The organism is Actinoallomurus vinaceus (assembly GCF_039542055.1).
Lineage (GTDB): Bacteria > Actinomycetota > Actinomycetes > Streptosporangiales > Streptosporangiaceae > Actinoallomurus > Actinoallomurus vinaceus.
Window position 1 is genome coordinate 1 of record NZ_BAABHK010000010.1, and the last position, 17,828, is coordinate 17,828.

Annotated in this window: 18 protein-coding genes, 2 tRNA genes and 1 rRNA gene; 8 read left to right on the forward strand and 13 right to left on the reverse strand. The window is 68.6% G+C overall.

The window, feature by feature from the left end; genetic code table 11:
- The 6 genes from ABEA24_RS30995 to tig all read right to left on the reverse strand — a co-directional run.
- Positions 1–114, reverse strand: a 16S ribosomal RNA gene (locus ABEA24_RS30995); the annotation flags it as partial.
- Between the two features lie 1,443 nt (positions 115–1,557).
- Positions 1,558–4,143 (reverse strand): valine--tRNA ligase, encoded by a 2,586-nt coding sequence (locus ABEA24_RS31000; protein WP_345434827.1) that lies wholly within the window; start codon positions 4,141–4,143, stop codon positions 1,558–1,560.
- A 197-nt stretch (positions 4,144–4,340) separates the two neighbouring features.
- Positions 4,341–5,615: an ATP-dependent Clp protease ATP-binding subunit ClpX gene (gene clpX, locus ABEA24_RS31005; protein WP_345434829.1), complete on the reverse strand. Its 1,275-nt coding sequence runs from the start codon at positions 5,613–5,615 to the stop codon at positions 4,341–4,343.
- Positions 5,616–5,776: 161 nt separating this feature from the next.
- Positions 5,777–6,463 (reverse strand): ATP-dependent Clp protease proteolytic subunit, encoded by a 687-nt coding sequence (locus ABEA24_RS31010; protein ID WP_345434831.1) that lies wholly within the window; start codon positions 6,461–6,463, stop codon positions 5,777–5,779.
- Positions 6,460–7,098, reverse strand: coding sequence for an ATP-dependent Clp protease proteolytic subunit (locus ABEA24_RS31015; RefSeq protein WP_345434833.1), 639 nt, complete (start codon positions 7,096–7,098; stop codon positions 6,460–6,462). Before ABEA24_RS31015 ends, ABEA24_RS31010 begins: the two co-directional genes overlap by 4 nt.
- Before the next feature lie 172 nt (positions 7,099–7,270).
- Positions 7,271–8,695 carry a trigger factor gene (tig, locus tag ABEA24_RS31020; RefSeq protein WP_345434835.1) on the reverse strand — a complete coding sequence of 475 codons (1,425 nt, stop codon included), beginning with the start codon at positions 8,693–8,695 and terminating at the stop codon, positions 7,271–7,273.
- Between the two features lie 300 nt (positions 8,696–8,995).
- Between tig and ABEA24_RS31025 the strand changes: the two genes are divergently transcribed.
- On the forward strand, positions 8,996–9,373 hold the full coding sequence (locus ABEA24_RS31025) for a hypothetical protein (RefSeq protein WP_345434837.1): 378 nt from the start codon (positions 8,996–8,998) through the stop codon (positions 9,371–9,373).
- 63 nt (positions 9,374–9,436) lie between these two features.
- Here ABEA24_RS31025 and ABEA24_RS31030 read toward each other — a convergent pair whose 3' ends face one another.
- The gene (locus ABEA24_RS31030; protein ID WP_345434840.1) at positions 9,437–10,870 is read right to left on the reverse strand and encodes an FGGY family carbohydrate kinase; all 1,434 of its coding nucleotides are present in this window, start codon (positions 10,868–10,870) and stop codon (positions 9,437–9,439) included.
- A 280-nt stretch (positions 10,871–11,150) separates the two neighbouring features.
- On the opposite strand from ABEA24_RS31030, the gene ABEA24_RS31035 reads away from it, so the two are divergent.
- Positions 11,151–11,561 carry a pyridoxamine 5'-phosphate oxidase family protein gene (locus tag ABEA24_RS31035; protein WP_345434842.1) on the forward strand — a complete coding sequence of 137 codons (411 nt, stop codon included), beginning with the start codon at positions 11,151–11,153 and terminating at the stop codon, positions 11,559–11,561.
- An 89-nt stretch (positions 11,562–11,650) separates the two neighbouring features.
- Here ABEA24_RS31035 and ABEA24_RS31040 read toward each other — a convergent pair whose 3' ends face one another.
- Entirely contained in the window at positions 11,651–11,881 is a 231-nt protein-coding gene (locus ABEA24_RS31040; RefSeq protein WP_345434844.1) for a hypothetical protein, read from the reverse strand.
- Positions 11,882–12,062: 181 nt separating this feature from the next.
- Between ABEA24_RS31040 and ABEA24_RS31045 the strand changes: the two genes are divergently transcribed.
- Positions 12,063–12,515, forward strand: coding sequence for a YbhB/YbcL family Raf kinase inhibitor-like protein (locus ABEA24_RS31045; protein ID WP_345434846.1), 453 nt, complete (start codon positions 12,063–12,065; stop codon positions 12,513–12,515).
- Between the two features lie 108 nt (positions 12,516–12,623).
- Here the strand turns inward: ABEA24_RS31045 and ABEA24_RS31050 are convergent.
- Positions 12,624–12,697 (reverse strand) — tRNA-Pro (locus ABEA24_RS31050).
- 853 nt (positions 12,698–13,550) lie between these two features.
- Between ABEA24_RS31050 and ABEA24_RS31055 the strand changes: the two genes are divergently transcribed.
- From ABEA24_RS31055 to ABEA24_RS31065, 3 genes are all read left to right on the forward strand, one after another.
- Entirely contained in the window at positions 13,551–14,027 is a 477-nt protein-coding gene (locus ABEA24_RS31055) for a hypothetical protein (protein WP_345434848.1), read from the forward strand.
- Between the two features lie 121 nt (positions 14,028–14,148).
- A tRNA-Gly gene (locus ABEA24_RS31060) sits at positions 14,149–14,219 on the forward strand.
- Between the two features lie 276 nt (positions 14,220–14,495).
- Entirely contained in the window at positions 14,496–14,834 is a 339-nt protein-coding gene (locus tag ABEA24_RS31065; RefSeq protein WP_345434851.1) for a DUF3592 domain-containing protein, read from the forward strand.
- A 17-nt stretch (positions 14,835–14,851) separates the two neighbouring features.
- Here the strand turns inward: ABEA24_RS31065 and ABEA24_RS31070 are convergent, their stop codons facing one another.
- The gene (locus tag ABEA24_RS31070; protein WP_345434853.1) at positions 14,852–15,418 is read right to left on the reverse strand and encodes a GNAT family N-acetyltransferase; all 567 of its coding nucleotides are present in this window, start codon (positions 15,416–15,418) and stop codon (positions 14,852–14,854) included.
- Positions 15,419–15,638: 220 nt separating this feature from the next.
- Here ABEA24_RS31070 and ABEA24_RS31075 point away from each other — a divergent pair, with 220 nt between their 5' ends.
- Together ABEA24_RS31075 and ABEA24_RS31080 are read left to right on the forward strand one after the other, a co-directional pair.
- The gene (locus ABEA24_RS31075) at positions 15,639–16,181 is read left to right on the forward strand and encodes a GNAT family N-acetyltransferase (protein WP_345434855.1); all 543 of its coding nucleotides are present in this window, start codon (positions 15,639–15,641) and stop codon (positions 16,179–16,181) included.
- A 145-nt stretch (positions 16,182–16,326) separates the two neighbouring features.
- Positions 16,327–16,578, forward strand: coding sequence for a hypothetical protein (locus ABEA24_RS31080; protein WP_345434857.1), 252 nt, complete (start codon positions 16,327–16,329; stop codon positions 16,576–16,578).
- A gap of 3 nt (positions 16,579–16,581) precedes the next feature.
- Here the strand turns inward: ABEA24_RS31080 and ABEA24_RS31085 are convergent, their stop codons facing one another.
- The 3 genes from ABEA24_RS31085 to ABEA24_RS31095 all read right to left on the reverse strand — a co-directional run bounded on the left by ABEA24_RS31085 (position 16,582) and on the right by ABEA24_RS31095 (position 17,594).
- Positions 16,582–16,704: a cupin domain-containing protein gene (locus tag ABEA24_RS31085; RefSeq protein WP_345434859.1), complete on the reverse strand. Its 123-nt coding sequence runs from the start codon at positions 16,702–16,704 to the stop codon at positions 16,582–16,584.
- 70 nt (positions 16,705–16,774) lie between these two features.
- The gene (locus ABEA24_RS31090) at positions 16,775–17,302 is read right to left on the reverse strand and encodes a YbaK/EbsC family protein (protein ID WP_345434861.1); all 528 of its coding nucleotides are present in this window, start codon (positions 17,300–17,302) and stop codon (positions 16,775–16,777) included.
- Entirely contained in the window at positions 17,292–17,594 is a 303-nt protein-coding gene (locus tag ABEA24_RS31095; protein ID WP_345434863.1) for an ArsR/SmtB family transcription factor, read from the reverse strand. The genes ABEA24_RS31090 and ABEA24_RS31095 overlap by 11 nt, the downstream gene beginning before the upstream one ends.
- Positions 17,595–17,828 lie beyond the last annotated feature (234 nt).

Genomic DNA, 17,828 nt, shown 5'->3' on the forward strand with positions numbered 1-17,828 from the left:
CGTGTTACTCACCCGTTCGCCGCTCGAGTACCCCGAAGGGCCTTTCCGCTCGACTTGCATGTGTTAAGCACGCCGCCAGCGTTCGTCCTGAGCCAGGATCAAACTCTCCGTTAAGGCCAAACGACGATCATCCGAAGACAACCGCCAAACCCTAATGAAAAAAATCCCGGCAAGAATCATACTTGCCAAAGGAATCCAAACCCGACCAGAATCAACCCCGAAGGGACCGACCTAGCCAAGCGAGGACCAAAAGGCACTGGCTTTTAGCACACTGTTGAGTTCTCAAGAAACGGACACACACCGTCCGGAACCTGTTTCCAGTTCCCGTCTGGGGCTTGTTTCCTCAATCTTACCGATTTGTTTTCCTTTGTCGAATCGACCGACTCGGGAGAACTTCTCGGCCCCACCCAACACAGCACCGAAGTCCAAGACCTCAGAAACTGCCTTTGGGAAGGTCCCGGCGACCGCGCCGCCAGACGGCGTCACGTACTCGACCGGATCGACACGTCCAGACCGCCTCGCACCAGAGTGATCTCTGTCACGAAGTTTCGTGGAGTGTCTTCCGCGGGGCCAGCCGCCTCTCGGCGTCCCGCTCCCCTGCGGGCAAGAAGAACTCTACGTGTCTGCGGCAGCAAGGTCAAATCCCGCCGCCAGCACGTATGAAAGTACAGGTCAGACTCGTTGCCTCTCTTCTTCCCCGGTAACCCGCAGGCGAAACCTTCGGCTCCGAAAACCTCATCGGCACCGACAACCCGTACAGAACGGGCTGTTGCACGAGAGCGAGCGGCACCTGTCCTCCCCAAGGCCATCCGGCTCCGGCCCCGTCGAGCGCGGCACATCGCCATCCCGCTCCGCCCACACCGACGGTTCGCCCTGCGTCGGAGGAGACCTCCGTCCTACGGACCGGACGAGCAGCACGACCGGCTCCCCGATCGACCACCCCGGCGCACGCGCTCCCGCCCGATCGACCGCCTACCGCACGCGGTCCCGCCCCGGCCGAGGAGCGCGGGCATGTCACGTTGCCGGCCCTGGGCCCCGGCGTGTCCCGGACTCACAGAGGGACGCGCTTTCCGCCCGCCCGAGGCCACCTGACGTGCCTTCAGGCGCCGTACGGTTCCGTGATCAGCTGGCGCCCGTGAAGGAGTTTCGATGGCCGACAGCGATGGGGCGGCGTCCTGCGATCTCTTGGAACGGCAGTACTCCACCCATTCGACGCCGCCGTTCCCGCGACCCTGTGGGGGCCGCTGCTTCGCAGCGGCGAGGAGCTGCGGCTGCTGGACGTTCGACGTGACTTCGCTTCCACCCGGAGCGAACCTGCCGGTGCTCTATCAACCGCCCACTCGGCTGCGGACGGTCCCCGATGCGCTGTCGTGTCCGTACCCCCGGACCGTGGCGTTCCTCGTGCGTCCGGCCGGGGCTCCCTTGGGCGCACCGGTGGGCGCCGCTCCACGGACGCCTGAGGCGACATGCGGATGAGGCCGGCTCATCCGGACCTGTGGGTCAAGGTGAGCCGGCCTCGGGGCGGCGCGGATGGGCCGCGAAGGGCCCGCAGGGCGTTCAGGCGATCGGCAGGGCCGCCAACTGGGCCTCGAGCCGGGTCACGTCGACGCGGGCCTGCTCGAGGCGGCTCCGGGTCTTGGTGACGACCTTCTCCGGCGCCTTCGCCATGAACTGCTCGTTGCCGAGCTTGCCCTCGGCCTGGGCGATCTCCTTACGGGCCGCCGCGAGGTCCTTCTCCAGCCGGGCGCGTTCCGCCGCGACGTCGATCGCGCCGGCGGTGTCCAGGCGGACGGTGACGCCGTCGACGGGCAGGGACGCCGTGGGGCTGAAGCCGTCTTCCGGGGGCGTGAGGCGCAGGAGGATCCGGGCCGCCTCCTCGTACGTGGGGTCGATGCCCTCCAGCGAGGCCGCGACCCGCTGACCCGGCTTGAGGCCCTGGTCGGCGCGGAAGCGGCGAACCTCGGTGACGAGCCGCTGGAACCCGGCGATCTCCGCCTCGGCAGCGGGGTCGGAGAAGGTGCCGGGACGCGGCCAGGACGCCGCGACGATGGTCTCGCCGCCGGTCAGGGCCGTCCACAGCTCCTCGGTGACGAAGGGCGTCAGCGGGTGCAGGAGGCGCAGCAGGACGTCGAGCACGTGCCCGAGGACCGCGGAGGCGTCGGCGCTCATCCCCGGCACCTTGGACAGCTCGACGTACCAGTCGCAGAACTCGTCCCAGGCGAAGTGGTACAGCGTCTCGCACGCCTTGGCGAACTCGAACCGCTCGAAGTGCGCCTCCACCTCGGAGACCACCGACGAGAGGCGGGAGACGATCCAGCGGTCGGCGACCGTCAGGTCCGCGGGAAGCCCCTCGCCGACCACGCCGACGCCGCCCGCCGGGCTGGTCGCGCCGTTGATGAGGGCGAACCGGGTGGCGTTCCAGAGCTTGTTGCAGAAGTTACGGGACCCCTGCGCCCACTCCTCGCTGACGGCGACGTCGCTGCCGGGGTTGGCGCCGCGCAGGAGCGTGAAGCGGGTCGCGTCCGCGCCGTACCGGTCGATCCAGTCGAGCGGGTCGACGACGTTGCCGAACGACTTGGACATCTTCTTGCCGTACTGGTCGCGCACCATGCCGTGCAGCGCGATGACCTTGAACGGCTCGACGCCGTCCATGGCGTACAGGCCGAACATCATCATCCGGGCGACCCAGAAGAACAGGATGTCGTACCCGGTGACCAGCACGGACGTCGGGTAGAACGCTCGCAGCTCGGGGGTGTCGTCGGGCCAGCCCAGCGTGGAGAACGGCCACAGCGCCGAGGAGAACCACGTGTCGAGCACGTCGGTGTCCTGCGTCCAGCCCTCCGGCGCCTCCTCGCCGGGGCCGACGCAGGCCATCTCGCCGTCGGGGCCGTACCAGACCGGGATGCGGTGGCCCCACCACAGCTGGCGGCTGATGCACCAGTCGTGCATGTTGTCGACCCACTCGAAGTAGCGGGGGGCCATCTCCTCCGGCACGATCCGGACCCGGCCGTCGCGGACGGCGTCGCCGGCGGCCTTGGCGAGCGGCGCGACCTTGACGAACCACTGCAGCGACACCCGCGGCTCGACGACCGTTTTGCAGCGCGAGCAGTGGCCGACCGCGTGGACGTACGGGCGCTTCTCGGCGACGATCCGGCCCTGCTCGCGGAGCGCCGCGACGACCGCCGGGCGCGCCTCGAGCCGGTCCAGGCCCAGGAACGGGCCGTGCGCGGTGATCACGCCGCGCTCGTCCATCACCGTGATCGAGGGCAGGTCGTGCCGGCGGCCGATCTCGAAGTCGTTCGGGTCGTGGGCGGGGGTCACCTTGACGGCGCCGGTGCCGAACGACGGGTCGACGTGCTGGTCGGCGACGATCGGGATGCGGCGACCGGTCAGCGGCAGCTCGATCTCAGTGCCGACCAGGTGGGCGTAGCGCTCGTCGTCAGGGTGTACGGCCACGGCGGTGTCGCCGAGCATCGTCTCGGCGCGCGTGGTGGCGACGACGATCGACGCGTCGCCCTCGCCGTAGCGGATGGAGACGAGCTCGCCCTCGTCGTCGGAGTGCTCGACCTCGATGTCGGAGAGCGCGGTGAGGCAGCGCGGGCACCAGTTGATGATGCGCTCGGCGCGGTAGATGAGGCCGTCGTCGTAAAGCCGCTTGAAGATGGTGAGGACCGCCCGGGAGAGGCCCTCGTCCATCGTGAACCGCTCACGGGTCCAGTCGACGCTGTCGCCGAGGCGGCGCATCTGGCCGAGGATCTTTCCGCCGGACTCGGCCTTCCACTCCCAGACCTTCTTGACGAAGGCCTCGCGGCCGAGGTCGTGCCGGGACAGGCCCTCTGCGGCGAGCTGCCTCTCGACGACGTTCTGGGTGGCGATGCCGGCGTGGTCCATACCGGGCAGCCACAGCGCCGCGACGCCCCGCATCCGCTGCCAGCGGATCAACGCGTCCTGGATCGAGTGGTCCAGCGCGTGGCCGACGTGCAGGGAACCCGTGACGTTCGGCGGCGGGATGACGATCGAGAAGTGCGGCTTGCCGGGTACGGCGTCCGGGGTGAAGTGGCCACCGTCGATCCAGCGTTCGTAGAGTCGCCCCTCGACGTCGGCCGGGGTGTATTGAGTCGGCAGGTCAGCACGCGAAGTCACGAGGAAAAAGTCTAGAGACGTTCGGGCGGTACTGTGGCCGCACCCCGCAGATCCGGATCTTTCAGCGGCGCTCTCGGTCCCAGCCGGCCATCACCACGACGACCGCTTGCGGCGACGGCCGTACGGCGCGGGCGCGGTCCGGAGCCGCCTCTCCGCAGCACGGAGAGGCGGTCGGGCCGGCCGCCCGCGAAGCCGAATCAGGCCGACTTCTCGCGCGGCTCGCGCTTCGCGCGCTCGCGCGGGACCAGCGTCGGGTTGACGTGCTCGAGGACCGCCTCGCGGGTGATCACGACGCGGGCGACGTCGGCGCGGCTCGGCACCTCGTACATCACGGAGAGGAGAACCTCCTCCATGATGGCGCGCAGGCCGCGGGCGCCGGTGCCGCGCAGGATCGCCTGGTCGGCGATGGCCTCAAGGGCGTCGTCGGTGAACTCCAGGTCGACCCCGTCGAGCTCGAACAGCCGGTGGTACTGCTTGACCAGGGCGTTGCGCGGCTCGGTGAGGATGCTGATCAGCGCCTCACGGTCGAGGTTGTGCACGCTCGTGATCACCGGCAGCCGGCCGACGAACTCGGGGATCATGCCGAACTTGAGCAGGTCCTCGGGCATGACGTCGGCGAACAGGTCGGCGCTGTCGTCACCGTCGTCCTTGGTGCGCAGGACCGCGTTGAACCCGATGCCCTGCTTGCCGACGCGCTGCTCGACGATCTTCTCCAGGCCGGCGAACGCGCCACCGCAGATGAACAGCACGTTCGTCGTGTCGATCTGGATGAACTCCTGGTGGGGATGCTTGCGGCCGCCCTGCGGCGGCACGCTCGCGGTCGTACCCTCCAGGATCTTCAGCAACGCCTGCTGGACGCCCTCCCCCGAGACGTCCCGCGTGATCGAGGGGTTCTCGCTCTTGCGAGCGACCTTGTCCACCTCGTCGATGTAGATGATGCCGGTCTCGGCCTTCTTGACGTCGTAGTCGGCGGCCTGGATCAGCTTCAGCAGGATGTTCTCGACGTCCTCACCGACGTAGCCCGCCTCGGTCAGGGCGGTGGCGTCGGCGATGGCGAACGGAACATTGAGCAGTTTGGCGAGCGTCTGCGCGAGGAGCGTCTTTCCGGAACCGGTCGGGCCCAGCAGCAGGATGTTCGACTTGGCGAGCTCAACGCTCTCGTCCCTGCCGCCGCTGCCCGACTGGATCCGCTTGTAGTGGTTGTACACCGCCACGGACAGGGCCTTCTTGGCCTTGTCCTGTCCGATCACGTACGAGTCCAGGAACTCGAAGATCTCCCGTGGCTTCGGCAGGTTGTCCCACTTGAGATCGGAGGACTCGGAGAGCTCCTCCTCGATGATCTCGTTACAAAGATCGATGCACTCGTCGCAGATGTACACGCCCGGACCCGCGATGAGCTTCTTGACCTGCTTCTGGCTCTTACCGCAGAACGAGCACTTGAGCAGGTCACCACCGTCGCCGATGCGTGCCACCCTGTCTCCTTTTCGTGGGGCCGCTCACCCGCTATGAGCGGGGCGAGGGAGCGTGCTGAGGCTCTCGACGTTGTGTCTCGACGTTACCGTCTCCTGGACCGTGAGTGAGCCCTCTGGCATGGTCGATCTGGCGGACACCGTCGGATCACCCACGGGTCCGCTTATGACGACACTACCTCGGAAGGACGCTTCTTGCGGCTGGCGATGATGTCATCGACCAGACCGTACGTCTTCGCCTCCTCGGCGGTCAGGAAGCGGTCGCGCTCGATGTCGCGGCGAACCTTCTCCACGTCCTGGCCGCTGTGCTTGGACAGGATCGTCTCCATCTCCTCGCGGATCCGGAGGATTTCGTTCGCCTGGATCTCGATGTCGCTGGCCTGGCCGTAGCCGCCCTCGGTGGCCGGCTGGTGGATCAGGATCCGCGAGTGCGGCAGCGCCGCCCGCTTGCCCGGCGTCCCGGCCGCCAGCAGCACCGCCGCCGCCGACGCGGCCTGACCGATGCAGACCGTCTGGATGTCGCACCGGACGAACTGCATCGTGTCGTAGATCGCGGTCATGGCGGTGTACGACCCGCCCGGCGAGTTGATGTAGATGCTGATGTCACGCTCGGGGTCGATCGACTCGAGCGTGAACAGCTGGGCCATGACGTCGTTGGCCGAGGCGTCGTCGATCTGCACGCCCAGGAAGATGATCCGCTCCTCGAAGAGCTTGTTGTACGGATTCATCTCCTTGACGCCGTACGTCGTGCGCTCGACGAAGGACGGGATGATGTAGCGGCTCTCCACAGGCTGGAGGCCGGCCCGGATCTCGTGGCTCACGGTGTTCAGTCCCCTCGGGTCAAAAGTCATGACACCGCGCCTTCCGAGGCGACCTGGTTGGCGTTGTGCACGACGTGGTCGATGAAGCCGTAGTCCTTGGCCTCCTCGGCCGTGAACCAGCGGTCACGGTCGGAGTCGGTCTGGATCTGCTCGAGCGGCTGACCGGTGTGGAAGGCGATGCGCTCGGCGAGCGTCGTCTTCACGTAGAGCATCTGCTCGGCCTGGATCCTGATGTCGGCGGCCGTACCGCCGATACCGCCCGACGGCTGGTGCATCATGATGCGCGCGTGCGGCAGGGCGTAGCGCTTGCCCGCCGTGCCGGCGCAGAGCAGGAACTGCCCCATCGAGGCGGCCAGACCCATGCCGACCGTCGCGACGTCATTCGGGACGTACTGCATCATGTCGTAGATCGCCATGCCGGCGGTCACCGAGCCGCCCGGCGAGTTGATGTACAGGTAGATGTCGCGCCGCGAGTCCTCGGCCGCCAGCAGCAGCAGCTCCGAGCAGATGCGGTTGGAGATGTCGTCGTCGACCTGCTGACCGAGGAAGACGATGCGCTCGCGCAGCAGGCGCTGATAAAGCTGGTCTCCCAACGGCAGGAGGGGCGCCTCGGCCGTACGCGCATCTACGCGCGCCGGACGGTCGAAGGTCGGAGGCGTGGTCACTGCGTCACCTGCTCCGGTTCGTTGTTCGTGGTCGGTTGATTGCGACATTAACGCGCTGGAGCGGGGGCTTAAGCCGCGAGGGTGGCTTGTTCGCTGTCGGCGTGGAGGCCGGTTACGGGAATACGGACGGGCCGGTGCCCACGGCACCGGCCCGTCCGGGGATTCGGCCTGATCAGGCGTCCGTCTTCTCGCCTTCCGCCTCGGCCTTCTCACCGGCCTCGTCGGCGGCGGTGGCCTCGGCGGCCTCCGTGCCCTCGGCCTCCTCGGTCTCGCCGGAGAGCTGCCGCTGCAGCTCCGCCAGGTCGACCTCGGCGCCGTTCTCGTCGGCGGCCTTGACGTGCTCGACGACGAGGTTGAGGGCCTTGCTGCGCAGGACCTCGGACACGACGGCCGGGATCTGGTTGTTCTCGGTCAGGTGCCGGGCCAGGACGTCGGGCTGCACGCCCATCTGCAGGGCGTTGGAGACGACGTACTCGGTGAGCTCCTCGTTCTCGACGGTCAGCTCCTCCTGGAGGGCGAGCTGGTCGAGGATGAAGCCGCCCTTGACCGCGTCACGGGCGTCCTTCGCGAGCTCCTCGTCGTACTCCTCGGCGGTCTGCTCCTGCTGCTCGAGGTACTTCTCCCGGTCCAGGCCGTACATCTGCAGCTGCTGGTCGAGCTGCTCGTTGCGGCGCTCGACCTCGGCCTCGATCACGCTGTCCGGGAGCGGGATGTCGATCTTGTCCATGAGCGCTTCGAGGGCCTTGTCGCGCGCCTGGCCGAGCTGCTGGGCGCGCTTCTGGTTCTCCAGGCGTTTGCGGACGTCCTCGCGCAGCTCCTCGATCGTGTCGAACTCGCTGGCGAGCTGGGCGAACTCGTCGTCGAGCTCGGGCAGCTCCTTGATCTTCACGCTGTGCACGGTGACCGTGACCTCGGCCTCCTCATCGGCGTGTTCGCCGCCGACGAGCGTGGAGGTGAAGGATTTCGAGTCGCCGGCGGTCATGCCGGTCAGCTGCTCGTCCAACCCGTCGATCGAGGAGTCACTGCCGACCTCGTAGGAGTAGCCGCTGGTCCGGGCGTCCTCGACGTCCTCACCGTCGATCTTCGCGGAGAGGTCGATGGAGACGAAGTCACCCTCCTCCGCAGGACGGTCGGCGTTCGTCAGCGTCGCGAACCGCTCACGGAGGTTGGAGATGGTCTGGTCGATCTCCTCGTCGGTCACCTCGACCGAGTCGACGGTGATCTCCAGGCCGTCGTAGTCCGGCACCTCGAACTTCGGCCGGATGTCCACCTCGGCGGTGAAGGCGAACTGCTCGTTGTCCTGCAGCTCGGTGATCTCCACGTCGGGCTGGCCGAGGGCGAAGACCTCGCTCTCCTGGACCGCGCGGCCGTACAGGTCGGGCAGCGCGTCGTTGACCGCCTCCTGCAGGACCGCGCCTCGCCCGACGTACTGGTCGATCAGGCGAGCCGGAACCTTGCCCGGGCGGAAGCCCTTGAGGCGAACCTGGTGCGAGAGCTCCTTGTATGCCTTGTCGAGGTTGGGCTTCAGCTCGTCGAAAGGCACCTCGACGGTGAGCTTGACCCGGGTCGGGCTCAGCTCCTCAACATCGGTCTTCACTGGGGCGGTCTCCTTGATCCGGCCGCGGCACGGATTTCACGTTGGATGTCGTGGGCGGCTGCGTTCTCCAGCCGGACGCGGGCACGCCGAATGCGGGCACCGCGCGCCTTCGCGCGCCAAGTCTATGGTGTTCGGGCACGTCTGCGGACAGTCGGGGCGGCAATGCGGGCCCAAGTATTGCGAAAGGGCGCTCCTGCCGGAGCCACGATCGGCCGTCATCGAGGCGTTCAGCTCGAGGATCTCCACAGTGGAGCCCAGGGTTCAGCCACGAATCCTTAAATGTCGTGCCATGATGCTCCGATGCTCGAGACGCGGGTCATCGGCGCATGCCTGCTGGCGGCGCTGGCCCTGGCCACCGCCGGCTGCGGCGGTGGCGTGGACAAGAAGGCGTGCGGCCGGCTGGAGAACACGCTCGCCGACATCAGGCGGCAGGCGATGAGCCAGGTCGACGATCCGACACACGTCGCGCAGGCGTACACCTCGGGCGCCGCGACCCTCCGGCGTCAGGCCGAAAGCACCGACGGCAAGCTGAAGAAGTCCGCGGACAATGCGGCCGGTGCCCTCGAAGCGCTCGGCCGGCAGGTACGGGCGGCGGCCGACGGCACCGGCTCCGGCGTCGACTCCTCCCAGCTGATCAGCGCCACCACCGAGCTCAAGCGGACCTGCGGCGGATCCTGACCGCGCGGATTCTGACCGCGCGGTCCCGTTCCTGACCGTGCGGATCCTGACCGAGCGATCGCGTCAGGCGGCGGATCCGGCGGCGTTCTGCCAGCGCTCGCGGGCGTCCGACACCCGCTCCAGGTAGGCCGCGTACCCCTCGGCGTAGAAGGCGGAGCGGCCGGAGTCGGGTTCGCGAACGCCCTCGGGCCGGGTCCAGGCGGCCACGTCCAGCCCCACGCCGAAGCGGTCGGCGGCGGCCAGCACGGCGCCGCGCGCCCCGACCTCGCCCCCGGCGATGCGCAGCGGGCGGCCGAGGACGTCGGCGAACAGCCGCAGCCACGCGTCGCTCTTCGTACCGCCGCCGCACACCGCGAGCTCGCCGGTCAGCCCGGCGGCCTCCAGGCAGTGCCGCGCGGCGTACGCGATGCCCTCGCAGGTGGCCCGGACCAGGTCGGCACGGGTGGTCTCCAGGCTGATCCCGGACAGTTCGGCCCGCGCCCGCGGCTCGACGAACGGCGCGCGCTCCCCCGACGGCGCGAAGTACGGCAGCACGCCGACGCCGCGGGCACCGGGCGGGGACTGCCCGAGCAGGTCGGACACCTCGTCGTGGCGGACCCCGGTCGTCGTCAGCACCCAGTCCAGAGCGGCGGTGCCCACCATCGCGGGCATGGCGCGCAGCCACCGGCCGGGCGAGGGCAGCGCGAGGTGGAACCCGGTCGGCTCCCCGGACAGGTCCAACGTGTCGATCACGACCTGGCAGGCGAGCGTGGTCCCGATGATGAGGAGGCCGTCGCCGCGTTCGGTGACGCCCGCGCCGATCGCGCAGGCGGGCAGGTCGAACGGTCCGCCGGCGACCGGGGTGCCCGGGCGCAGGCCGAAGGCCGCGCTCTCCCCGGCGGGCAGCGGATCGCCGATCGGCGCGAGCAGGTCCCGCCGGTGGGTGAGCCCGCAGGCGGCGATCGCGCCCTCGTCGTACGTCCGGGTCCGCGGGTCGAGGAACGGCACGGAGGCATCGGAGACGTCCGTCGCCCGGATGCCCGTGAAGCGCTGGAAGACGACGTCCTTGCAGTACCCGGCGGTGGCGGCGGCGTCCAGCGCCTCCGGCTCGTGGCGGTCGAGCCAGGCCAGGGCGGGCGCGGGACAGCCGGGGAACATCGTGTTCCCGGTGCGCCGGAAGACCTTCTCGGCGACCCCGTCGGCCGTCCACTCCGCGACGACGTCGACGGCCCGCCCGTCCATCCACGACAGGGCCCGGCGTACGGGGCGGGCGTGCTCGTCGACGAGCCAGACCCCGTCCCCCTGGCCGGTGAGGCCGACGAACGCGGGCGCGGCGTCGGCGGTCAGGGTGCCCAGGACCGTGCCGACCGCGTCGTACACCTCGTCGACGTCCTGCTCGACGCGCCCGTCGCGGACGTCCAGGCGCGTGGGTTCGGACACCACCGCGGTGACGGCGCCGTCCTCGTCGAACGCGGACGCCTTCACGACGGATGTGCCCACATCGATCCCGACGAACACAGGGGCCTCCTCAGGAGCTTCGGGCGGTACGCGAGCGGTTCGCCCCCGGGACCGCCGCCCCTCCCTCGTAACATCCGGACCGGAATGGTGCGCCGAGCTTGTAACACGAGGCTCCGCGCCGTCAACGCCGGGTGGTGCACCGTACCGGGCCAGTGGTCCGTGGCCGCAGGGACCTTCGTCCCATGATCCGAGGATCTTCGTCCCGGCGCGCCCGCGCCCGTTGTCGTTAGCGTCGTAGGCGAAGAGACACTGCACCCTTGGACCCTGTTAGGACGCGGCCGTGTACGACTCCGGAGGCCTGGAGATCCTGTCGGAAGAGGAGTGCCGCAGATTGATCACGGCGGCCCCTCTCGGCCGGATCGTGTTCACGGACCGCGCGCTGCCGGCGATCCAGCCGGTCAACTTCGTCATCTCCCGCGGCGAGGTGATCATCCGGACGTCGTCCGGGTCCAAACTGGCCGCGGCGGCCCGCAACGCCGTGGTGGCGTTCGAGGTCGACGAGTTCGACCCTTCCGTCCACACCGGCTGGTCGGTGGTGATCGTCGGGCACGCGCGCGTCCTGTCGGAGAACGGCGAACTAACGCACGTGCGCAGCCTTCCGCTACGCACCTGGGCGCCGGCCGACCACGACTACTACATCGCCATCAGGCCGGAACTCATCTCCGGTCGCCGCCTGCCCAAGGCGGCCTGACGGACGTGGCGGCCGGCTCGGGCATGCTCAACATTTCAAGCGAACGGCACTCGACGCTTCAGCCGTTCGAGTGAAAGGTGATCGACGCTTCAGGCCCGGGCGTGCATGACGCCGACCTCGCGGGCACACGCCGCGCCGCAGAAGATCCGGTCGTCCGCCTCGGCGCCGTGCCCGAGGACCCGGCATCCGCAGTGGGCGCAGACCGGAGCGATCGCGTGGGCGGCGCACTCGATGCTGTCGAACACCCGTGAGACCCCGTCCGCGGTGATGACGGTGAACGCCTTGTCGTACTCGTTGCCGCAGACATCACAGTGAGCCATTAGAGATCCCCCGATTCTCGTCATGACGTCGTATCTTCCGCGATTCCGTCTGTAGCGATTCCCCGTCGCCCGGTGCTCGAAGCGGCCGCCCCGGGAGTTCCCCCGCAGGAGACTCTCCACGGCCGGAGAATCGGCCACCCGTGCGCGGTGCGTCACGGCCTGGAGCGGGCAGGACGCCCACATGCAGGAGATCACGCTACGAAGCACCGCGTTCGACGACCATACGGAGATCCCGAAGGAGCACGCCCACGAGGCCGGGGACGTGTCACCGCCGCTCCGCTGGTCGGGCGTGCCCGGGGAGGCCGTCGAACTCGTCCTCACCTGTGCGGACCCCGACGCGCCGGTCGGCACGTTCGTCCACTGGCTTCTCGCGGGCATCCCGCCGGAGACCGAGGGCCTGGAGGCGGGCGACGTGCCGCCGGAGGCGGTCCCGGGACGCAACGACTACGGCCGGCTCGGCTACGGCGGTCCGCATCCGCCTCCCGGCGACCGGCCGCACCGGTACTTCTTCCGGTTGCGGGCCCTCGCCGAGGCGTCCGGTCTGACGGAGGGGTTCTCGGCCGGTGACCTGGACGAGGCACTCAAGGACAAGGTGCTCGCGGACGGCACCCTTGTCGGCGTCTACGGCAGGTGAGCCGCGTGTTCCACGTCCGGGGGCGTAGGAGCTTCCACGACGGCGGCTAGAGGAGGACACAACCCCCGGGGCTCGGCCCCGGGGGTTGTGTCTACCGCGAACGGAATGTCGGGCTGGGGAGATTCGAACTCCCGACCCCTGCGACCCAAACGCAGTGCGCTACCAAGCTGCGCTACAGCCCGTGAGTCATCGAGTGTACCGAAAAGCCGTCGTTCCCGGCTGCCGCACTCTTCTCACGTACGGTGACGAGGTCGTGCCGCGCCGGGCTCGATCCGGAGCGTCGCCGGGAACGTTGCGCCACGACGCGCCGAGTCACGGCGAGAGTATCCCCCCAATTCGGATATAGCGCCAATTCGGGACGAGCCCCCGGCGGCTTTTCGTAACGCCTCCACTTCCCCACCGAGGCGTTTCGCCCGGATTGTAACCAGCCGTTATTCACAGTCAGTAATCGCCTCGGCGCGAAAAGTGATCTTATTAATGTGCGACCAATTAATGCGTCGTGCATGGCCGCAAAGCGACTCTGGTCAGCTACGCTATTGCACACGGCACACGTACGGGGGGTCCGGAGGCCCGTCGGCGACGGGGGTTCGGCGCCGCTCGGACGTCACCGGGAGTAATGAACAACGGCGTCTCGAGGACGCTCGAGATCATTTTTTCTCCACGCGGCCACGGCGGGTTTCCACCCACCGAGACCACGGCGGTCGAAGAACGTCATCGGTGCCTGCGGGCGCCGTACAACAGAAAAGACATCAGGGCCGCCCCCATCTCCCGACCGGGGACTGTTGGCGCAGCCGGCGGTAGACGCGGGCGGCCCCCTCCTCCATCGAACCTGTGCCGGTTTCGGGAAACAGACAAGGCTCGCGGGAGTCGTTGAAATGGCTATTTCGCGTGTTCTGCCGCCATTGAGCAGGTCTCACGGCGGTCACAGCTTGCCATCGCGTCCTACCGTACGCCACCGGCGGACGGCCGGTCGGCGGTTTGGCGCTTCCGGCCCGGGCGGGCCGCACACGGTCATCGGCGGCCACCATGGATGAGATGACCTCGCCGGCGCCGCGCGGAGACGGCGCATCCTCGCCCGCACGTCATCGCCACGCCCGGCGGAGCCCTCGGCGGCCCCGCAGCGTGCTGTACGTCGCAGGCGGGCTCTTCGGGGCGAGCGGGACGGGATGGTGGCTTTCCGAGGCGCGACACGACGGCTTCGGCCTCGCCGGCGTCCGCGTGCCGGCGTCCGTCGCGGTCTGGGGACTGGTCGGGCTGGCGGGCTGGGGAGCGCTCCTTCTTCTCGGGGAGCTGACCCTGTTCGTCCTGGCGATCGTCAACGTCGGCGACGCCGAGGTGCACGACCGGTGCCGCAACCTGATGATCCTCTGGGGGTACGTCCTGACGCTCGGCACGCCCCGGCTGTTCCGGAGGCTGCCCGCGCAGTTCGCCCAGCTGTTCGCCGACGAGGGTACGGTCCGGCCACCCGCCCGCGACCGGCGACGACGCCGCAAACCGACTCCACGGCGCTGACGCCCGCCGCCGAACCGTTGGGACGGTCACCGGGCACGCGTGCACAAGAGGGGCTCGGGAACCGGTACGCTACGCGAGAGACGTTGTGAGATGGGCGCTCGTCCGCCCCTCTCCGGCACACGCGGGCGTAGCTCAATGGTAGAGCCCCAGTCTTCCAAACTGGCTACGCGGGTTCGATTCCCGTCGCCCGCTCCGACCACGAAGGCCCAGGTCATCCGGTATCCGGAGACCTGGGCCTTCGATCTTCAACCGGCCTTCTTACGCTTCCGTGCCCGATCGGTTCCGCGTGCCCTTCCGAGCGGTCTCGAGGGCGTCGCCCAGGGCCTTGGCGATCACCTTGTCTCGGTCCTGAATCCTCTCGCTTGGTCACGTGAGCCGACTCTTCCGCGGCCAATAAATGCGTGACAGCATTGGCCGGATAGGCGGAGGCACAGCGCGAGCGGGCTTGCCCATCGGAGGTTCGCTGCGATGAGCACCGGGAGTTTAATCCTCTGGATGTTCGGGCTACCCGCCGCGGTGCTGGCCGCGGTGGTGGGCGTGACCGCGGCCGTCCAGCGCCGGCGCGACCGGCTGATCGCGACGACCGGCCGGCGAGCCATCGGGCGTGTCCTGGCTGCGGGCAGCGACACCTATGACCTGGGCGGCAGCACGTACTGGGTCAGGGTCCAATTCGACTATGACGGCGAACCTGTCACCGCCCGGGTGGTGGTCAGCGAGCGTGACCAGCGGCAATACCGGGTTAGCCAGCGCATCGCGCTGACCTACGCGCCGAGCCGACCCCAGGTCGTCAAGCTCGATCCGCCTTGAGCGGGCCCGAGTGGATCTCAGGCATCCCTGCGCCGTATGTGCAGATGACCGTCGAGAGGATAGGAGGGCGGTGCCGCGGGCAGGACTGTGTCGAAGTTGTACCGGCTCTTCCGCGCCACACGGCACGAGGCCAGGTTGTCCACCTGATGCAGGAGTTCCAGACGCTTCAGCCCGTCGGTCCCAAGGGTGTCGAAGGCCCAGCGGGTGAGAGCCTCCAGAGCGCGGGGCGCCACGCCCCGCCCGCGGGCATGTGCCGCGGTCCAATAGCCCACCTCGGCCGACGGTTCGCCGAGCGCCACCTCCTTGACGACCACATTGCCGACCAACTGTCCGTGGGCGGAATCGGGTTGCGCTTCAAGGACCGCGAAGCCGAACCGGTCCCCCGCTGCCCATCCCCGTTCCTGGGCCTGCACCCACCGCGCCGCGTCGGCCTCGTTCTCCACGGCAGAGCTCGTCCAGCGGCGCAGCGTGGGATCCCGATGCGCCTCGGTCAGGGCGGCAACGTCCTCCATGCACCAGGGGCGAAGGACGAGGGCGGGAGCGGACGGCGTCGCGCCCGCACGCAGGATGACGGTGTCATTCACCGGCCGATCGTATGCGGCGGCGTCCTGCCTCGACGCTGACGATCTCCGATCCACTACGGCTCCAGGCCATCGAACTCCAGACCTCCGTGTCGTCCGCGCGAGGCGTCGCACATCTTCAGACGCTCCGGAACCGCCTCAGACCTCATAGTGGCGATACTGTCGTCCAGGAATTCCTTGACCGCTACCACCTCGCCTTCGCCGGCGTGAATGGATGAGCCACATGTCGGACGTGGTCGTTCGTACGCATGACGGCAAAGTGGCCGAGGCGCTGATCGAACAGATCGTGAGCCTGTACGCGGCGGTTTTCGCCGAGCCTCCGTACGAGGAGGGGCCGGAAGACGTCGACGATTTCCGCGAGTTGCTGGCGATCGAGCTTCCGCAGCCGGGTTTCCGTCTGGTGACGGCCGCGGCCGACACGGAACTGGTCGGGTTCGCCTACGGCTACTCGCTCCGCGCGGCGACGCAGTGGTGGGAGGGCATCACTCCACCACCACCTCCGGAGTTCGCCGCCGAACGCGACGGCCGCACGTTCGCGATCAAAGAACTGGCTGTGGCGGCGCCGTATCGGCGGAAAGGCGTCGGTCGGCGCCTGCATGAGGCGCTCCTCGATCGCCGCTTCGAGGAACGGGCCACCCTGACCGTCCGGCCCGACGCAGCCTCAGCCGTCGCGGCCTATGAGACGTGGGGTTGGTCCCGGCTCGGAGTGATCCGGCCGGGCGCCAGGGAGATCGCCTACATGGTCATGGCCCGCCCGCTGCACTGAGGCGACCGTAGCCCTCCCGCCGTACCCGGAGCCGGGCGGAAGGCTCGTTGAACGCCGAACCCGGATGGCGGTCTGGCCAAGTTGGCCTGGTGTCCGATCGTGGTCACCGAGCCTTCCGCGCAGCGCGTCACTCTAGGATCCGGGCATGGATCTCAAAGACGCGTCGCGCATGGTTCTCATGGAAGCGGCCCCGCACGCGGATCTGCTGAACGTGGCCCAGGCCGTTCACGACGACTTCTCCGCCGGGCGCGAGGTCCCCAGCGTCGCGGTCACCGGCATGCTCGCCGAAGCCAGCCGCAAAGGCGTCCTGCTCAGGCTCAAGCAGCGGCACGGCGACGCCGCGGTCAACGACATGGTCACCGTGCTCGCTCGCGAGGCCGACCGCCGGCGGGGATGACGGTCAGTCCCCGGTGGCGTTGACGCCGGCTTTTTCGATCATTAGTACGGCGCTGCGGACCGGGACGACGGGGCGGTGCCGCATGCCGGCCGGGACGGCGAACGCCTGGCGGGGGCCGAGTTCCACGGTTTCGGTCCCCTCGAGCTCGATGCGGAACAGGTCGTTGGTGACGCCGGTCTCTCGGGTGATGCGCGGATCACGACGTGGCGGTGATGGGCGCCAGCCGAGGGGCGGCGAGGCGCACGTAGTCGTCGGTGGCCAACGCGATCGAGCGATCCAGCCGGGCGGCGTTGAAGAACAGCTCCGGCGCGTCGAGCAGCGCTGGATCCGCGACGAGCTCCAGCCGGGGGTGGTAGCTGAACGGGAGCACGGTTCCGCTCACACTGCCGGCCAGCTCCTCCGCCCTGTCCTTGCTCGCGAAGGTCGCATAGGTCCCGCCCAGGAGGGCCCGGACGGCCTGCAGATCCAACCGAGCGTCACCGGGCACGACGGCCAGCGTGTAGCGGGTCTGCTTCTTGCCGATTTTGACCATGACGATCAGACACTTGGCGGCCGATGCGACGTCGTGCCCGCGAAGGGCGCTGACCAGGTCGGTGCGCCCTTCGGGCGCATGATCGATCAGCCGGTAGCGCGCCCCGGCGCTCTCCAGATCCGCGATCAGGCGCTCGTACAGGTCCGGAGCCGGTACGGGCACCGCGACGTCGGCCGACAGATCACCAGTCACCGCTCAACAGCTCCTTCGCCTCCGCGATACGGGCTTCGTTGCGTTGGTAGAACACCCACTGCTTGATCTTCTTGCTGTGGACCAGCCCGGCCTGGCTGAGGATCTTCAGGTGTCCGCCGCAGGTCGGCTGGCTCACTCCGAGCTTCTCGGCGATGAACAGCGAACACACGCCGTCGCGAACCAGGTCGCCGTCGCGCTGCGGCCGGAAGTGCCGCTCGGGGTCCCGCAACCACTCCAGGATCAGCAGACGCCTGTCGTTGGCCAGCGCCTTGACCAGTTCCACGTCGATCACGAAGGAAGTATGGCAATTAGCTAATTGCCTGTCTATCGGTTTGTGATCATGGTCACCGAGCGTTCAGCGCGCCGGTCGAGGACAGGCCGTCCTTGGCGCTGGTCGAGGCGCGGTACGGGTTCCGGCCGCCGTCGGCCGACCGGGATGAAAGTCGAGCACGGGGCTTGCCCCTGACGTATGGGTCAGGGGTTAGCGTCGCGGCGCCCTTTTTCGGCTAGTCGTTCCAGGAGCGTT

Bases quoted from the DNA above. Each gene is read 5' to 3' on its own strand.
- ABEA24_RS31010 (WP_345434831.1), bottom strand. From the start codon at position 6,463: ATGACTTTTGACCCGAGGGGACTGAACACCGTGAGCCACGAGATCCGG.
- ABEA24_RS31025 (WP_345434837.1), top strand. From the start codon at position 8,996: ATGCTCGAGACGCGGGTCATCGGCGCATGCCTGCTGGCGGCGCTGGCC.
- ABEA24_RS31040 (WP_345434844.1), bottom strand. From the start codon at position 11,881: ATGGCTCACTGTGATGTCTGCGGCAACGAGTACGACAAGGCGTTCACC.
- ABEA24_RS31045 (WP_345434846.1), top strand. From the start codon at position 12,063: ATGCAGGAGATCACGCTACGAAGCACCGCGTTCGACGACCATACGGAG.
- ABEA24_RS31055 (WP_345434848.1), top strand. From the start codon at position 13,551: ATGACCTCGCCGGCGCCGCGCGGAGACGGCGCATCCTCGCCCGCACGT.
- ABEA24_RS31065 (WP_345434851.1), top strand. From the start codon at position 14,496: ATGAGCACCGGGAGTTTAATCCTCTGGATGTTCGGGCTACCCGCCGCG.
- ABEA24_RS31075 (WP_345434855.1), top strand. From the start codon at position 15,639: ATGTCGGACGTGGTCGTTCGTACGCATGACGGCAAAGTGGCCGAGGCG.
- ABEA24_RS31080 (WP_345434857.1), top strand. From the start codon at position 16,327: ATGGATCTCAAAGACGCGTCGCGCATGGTTCTCATGGAAGCGGCCCCG.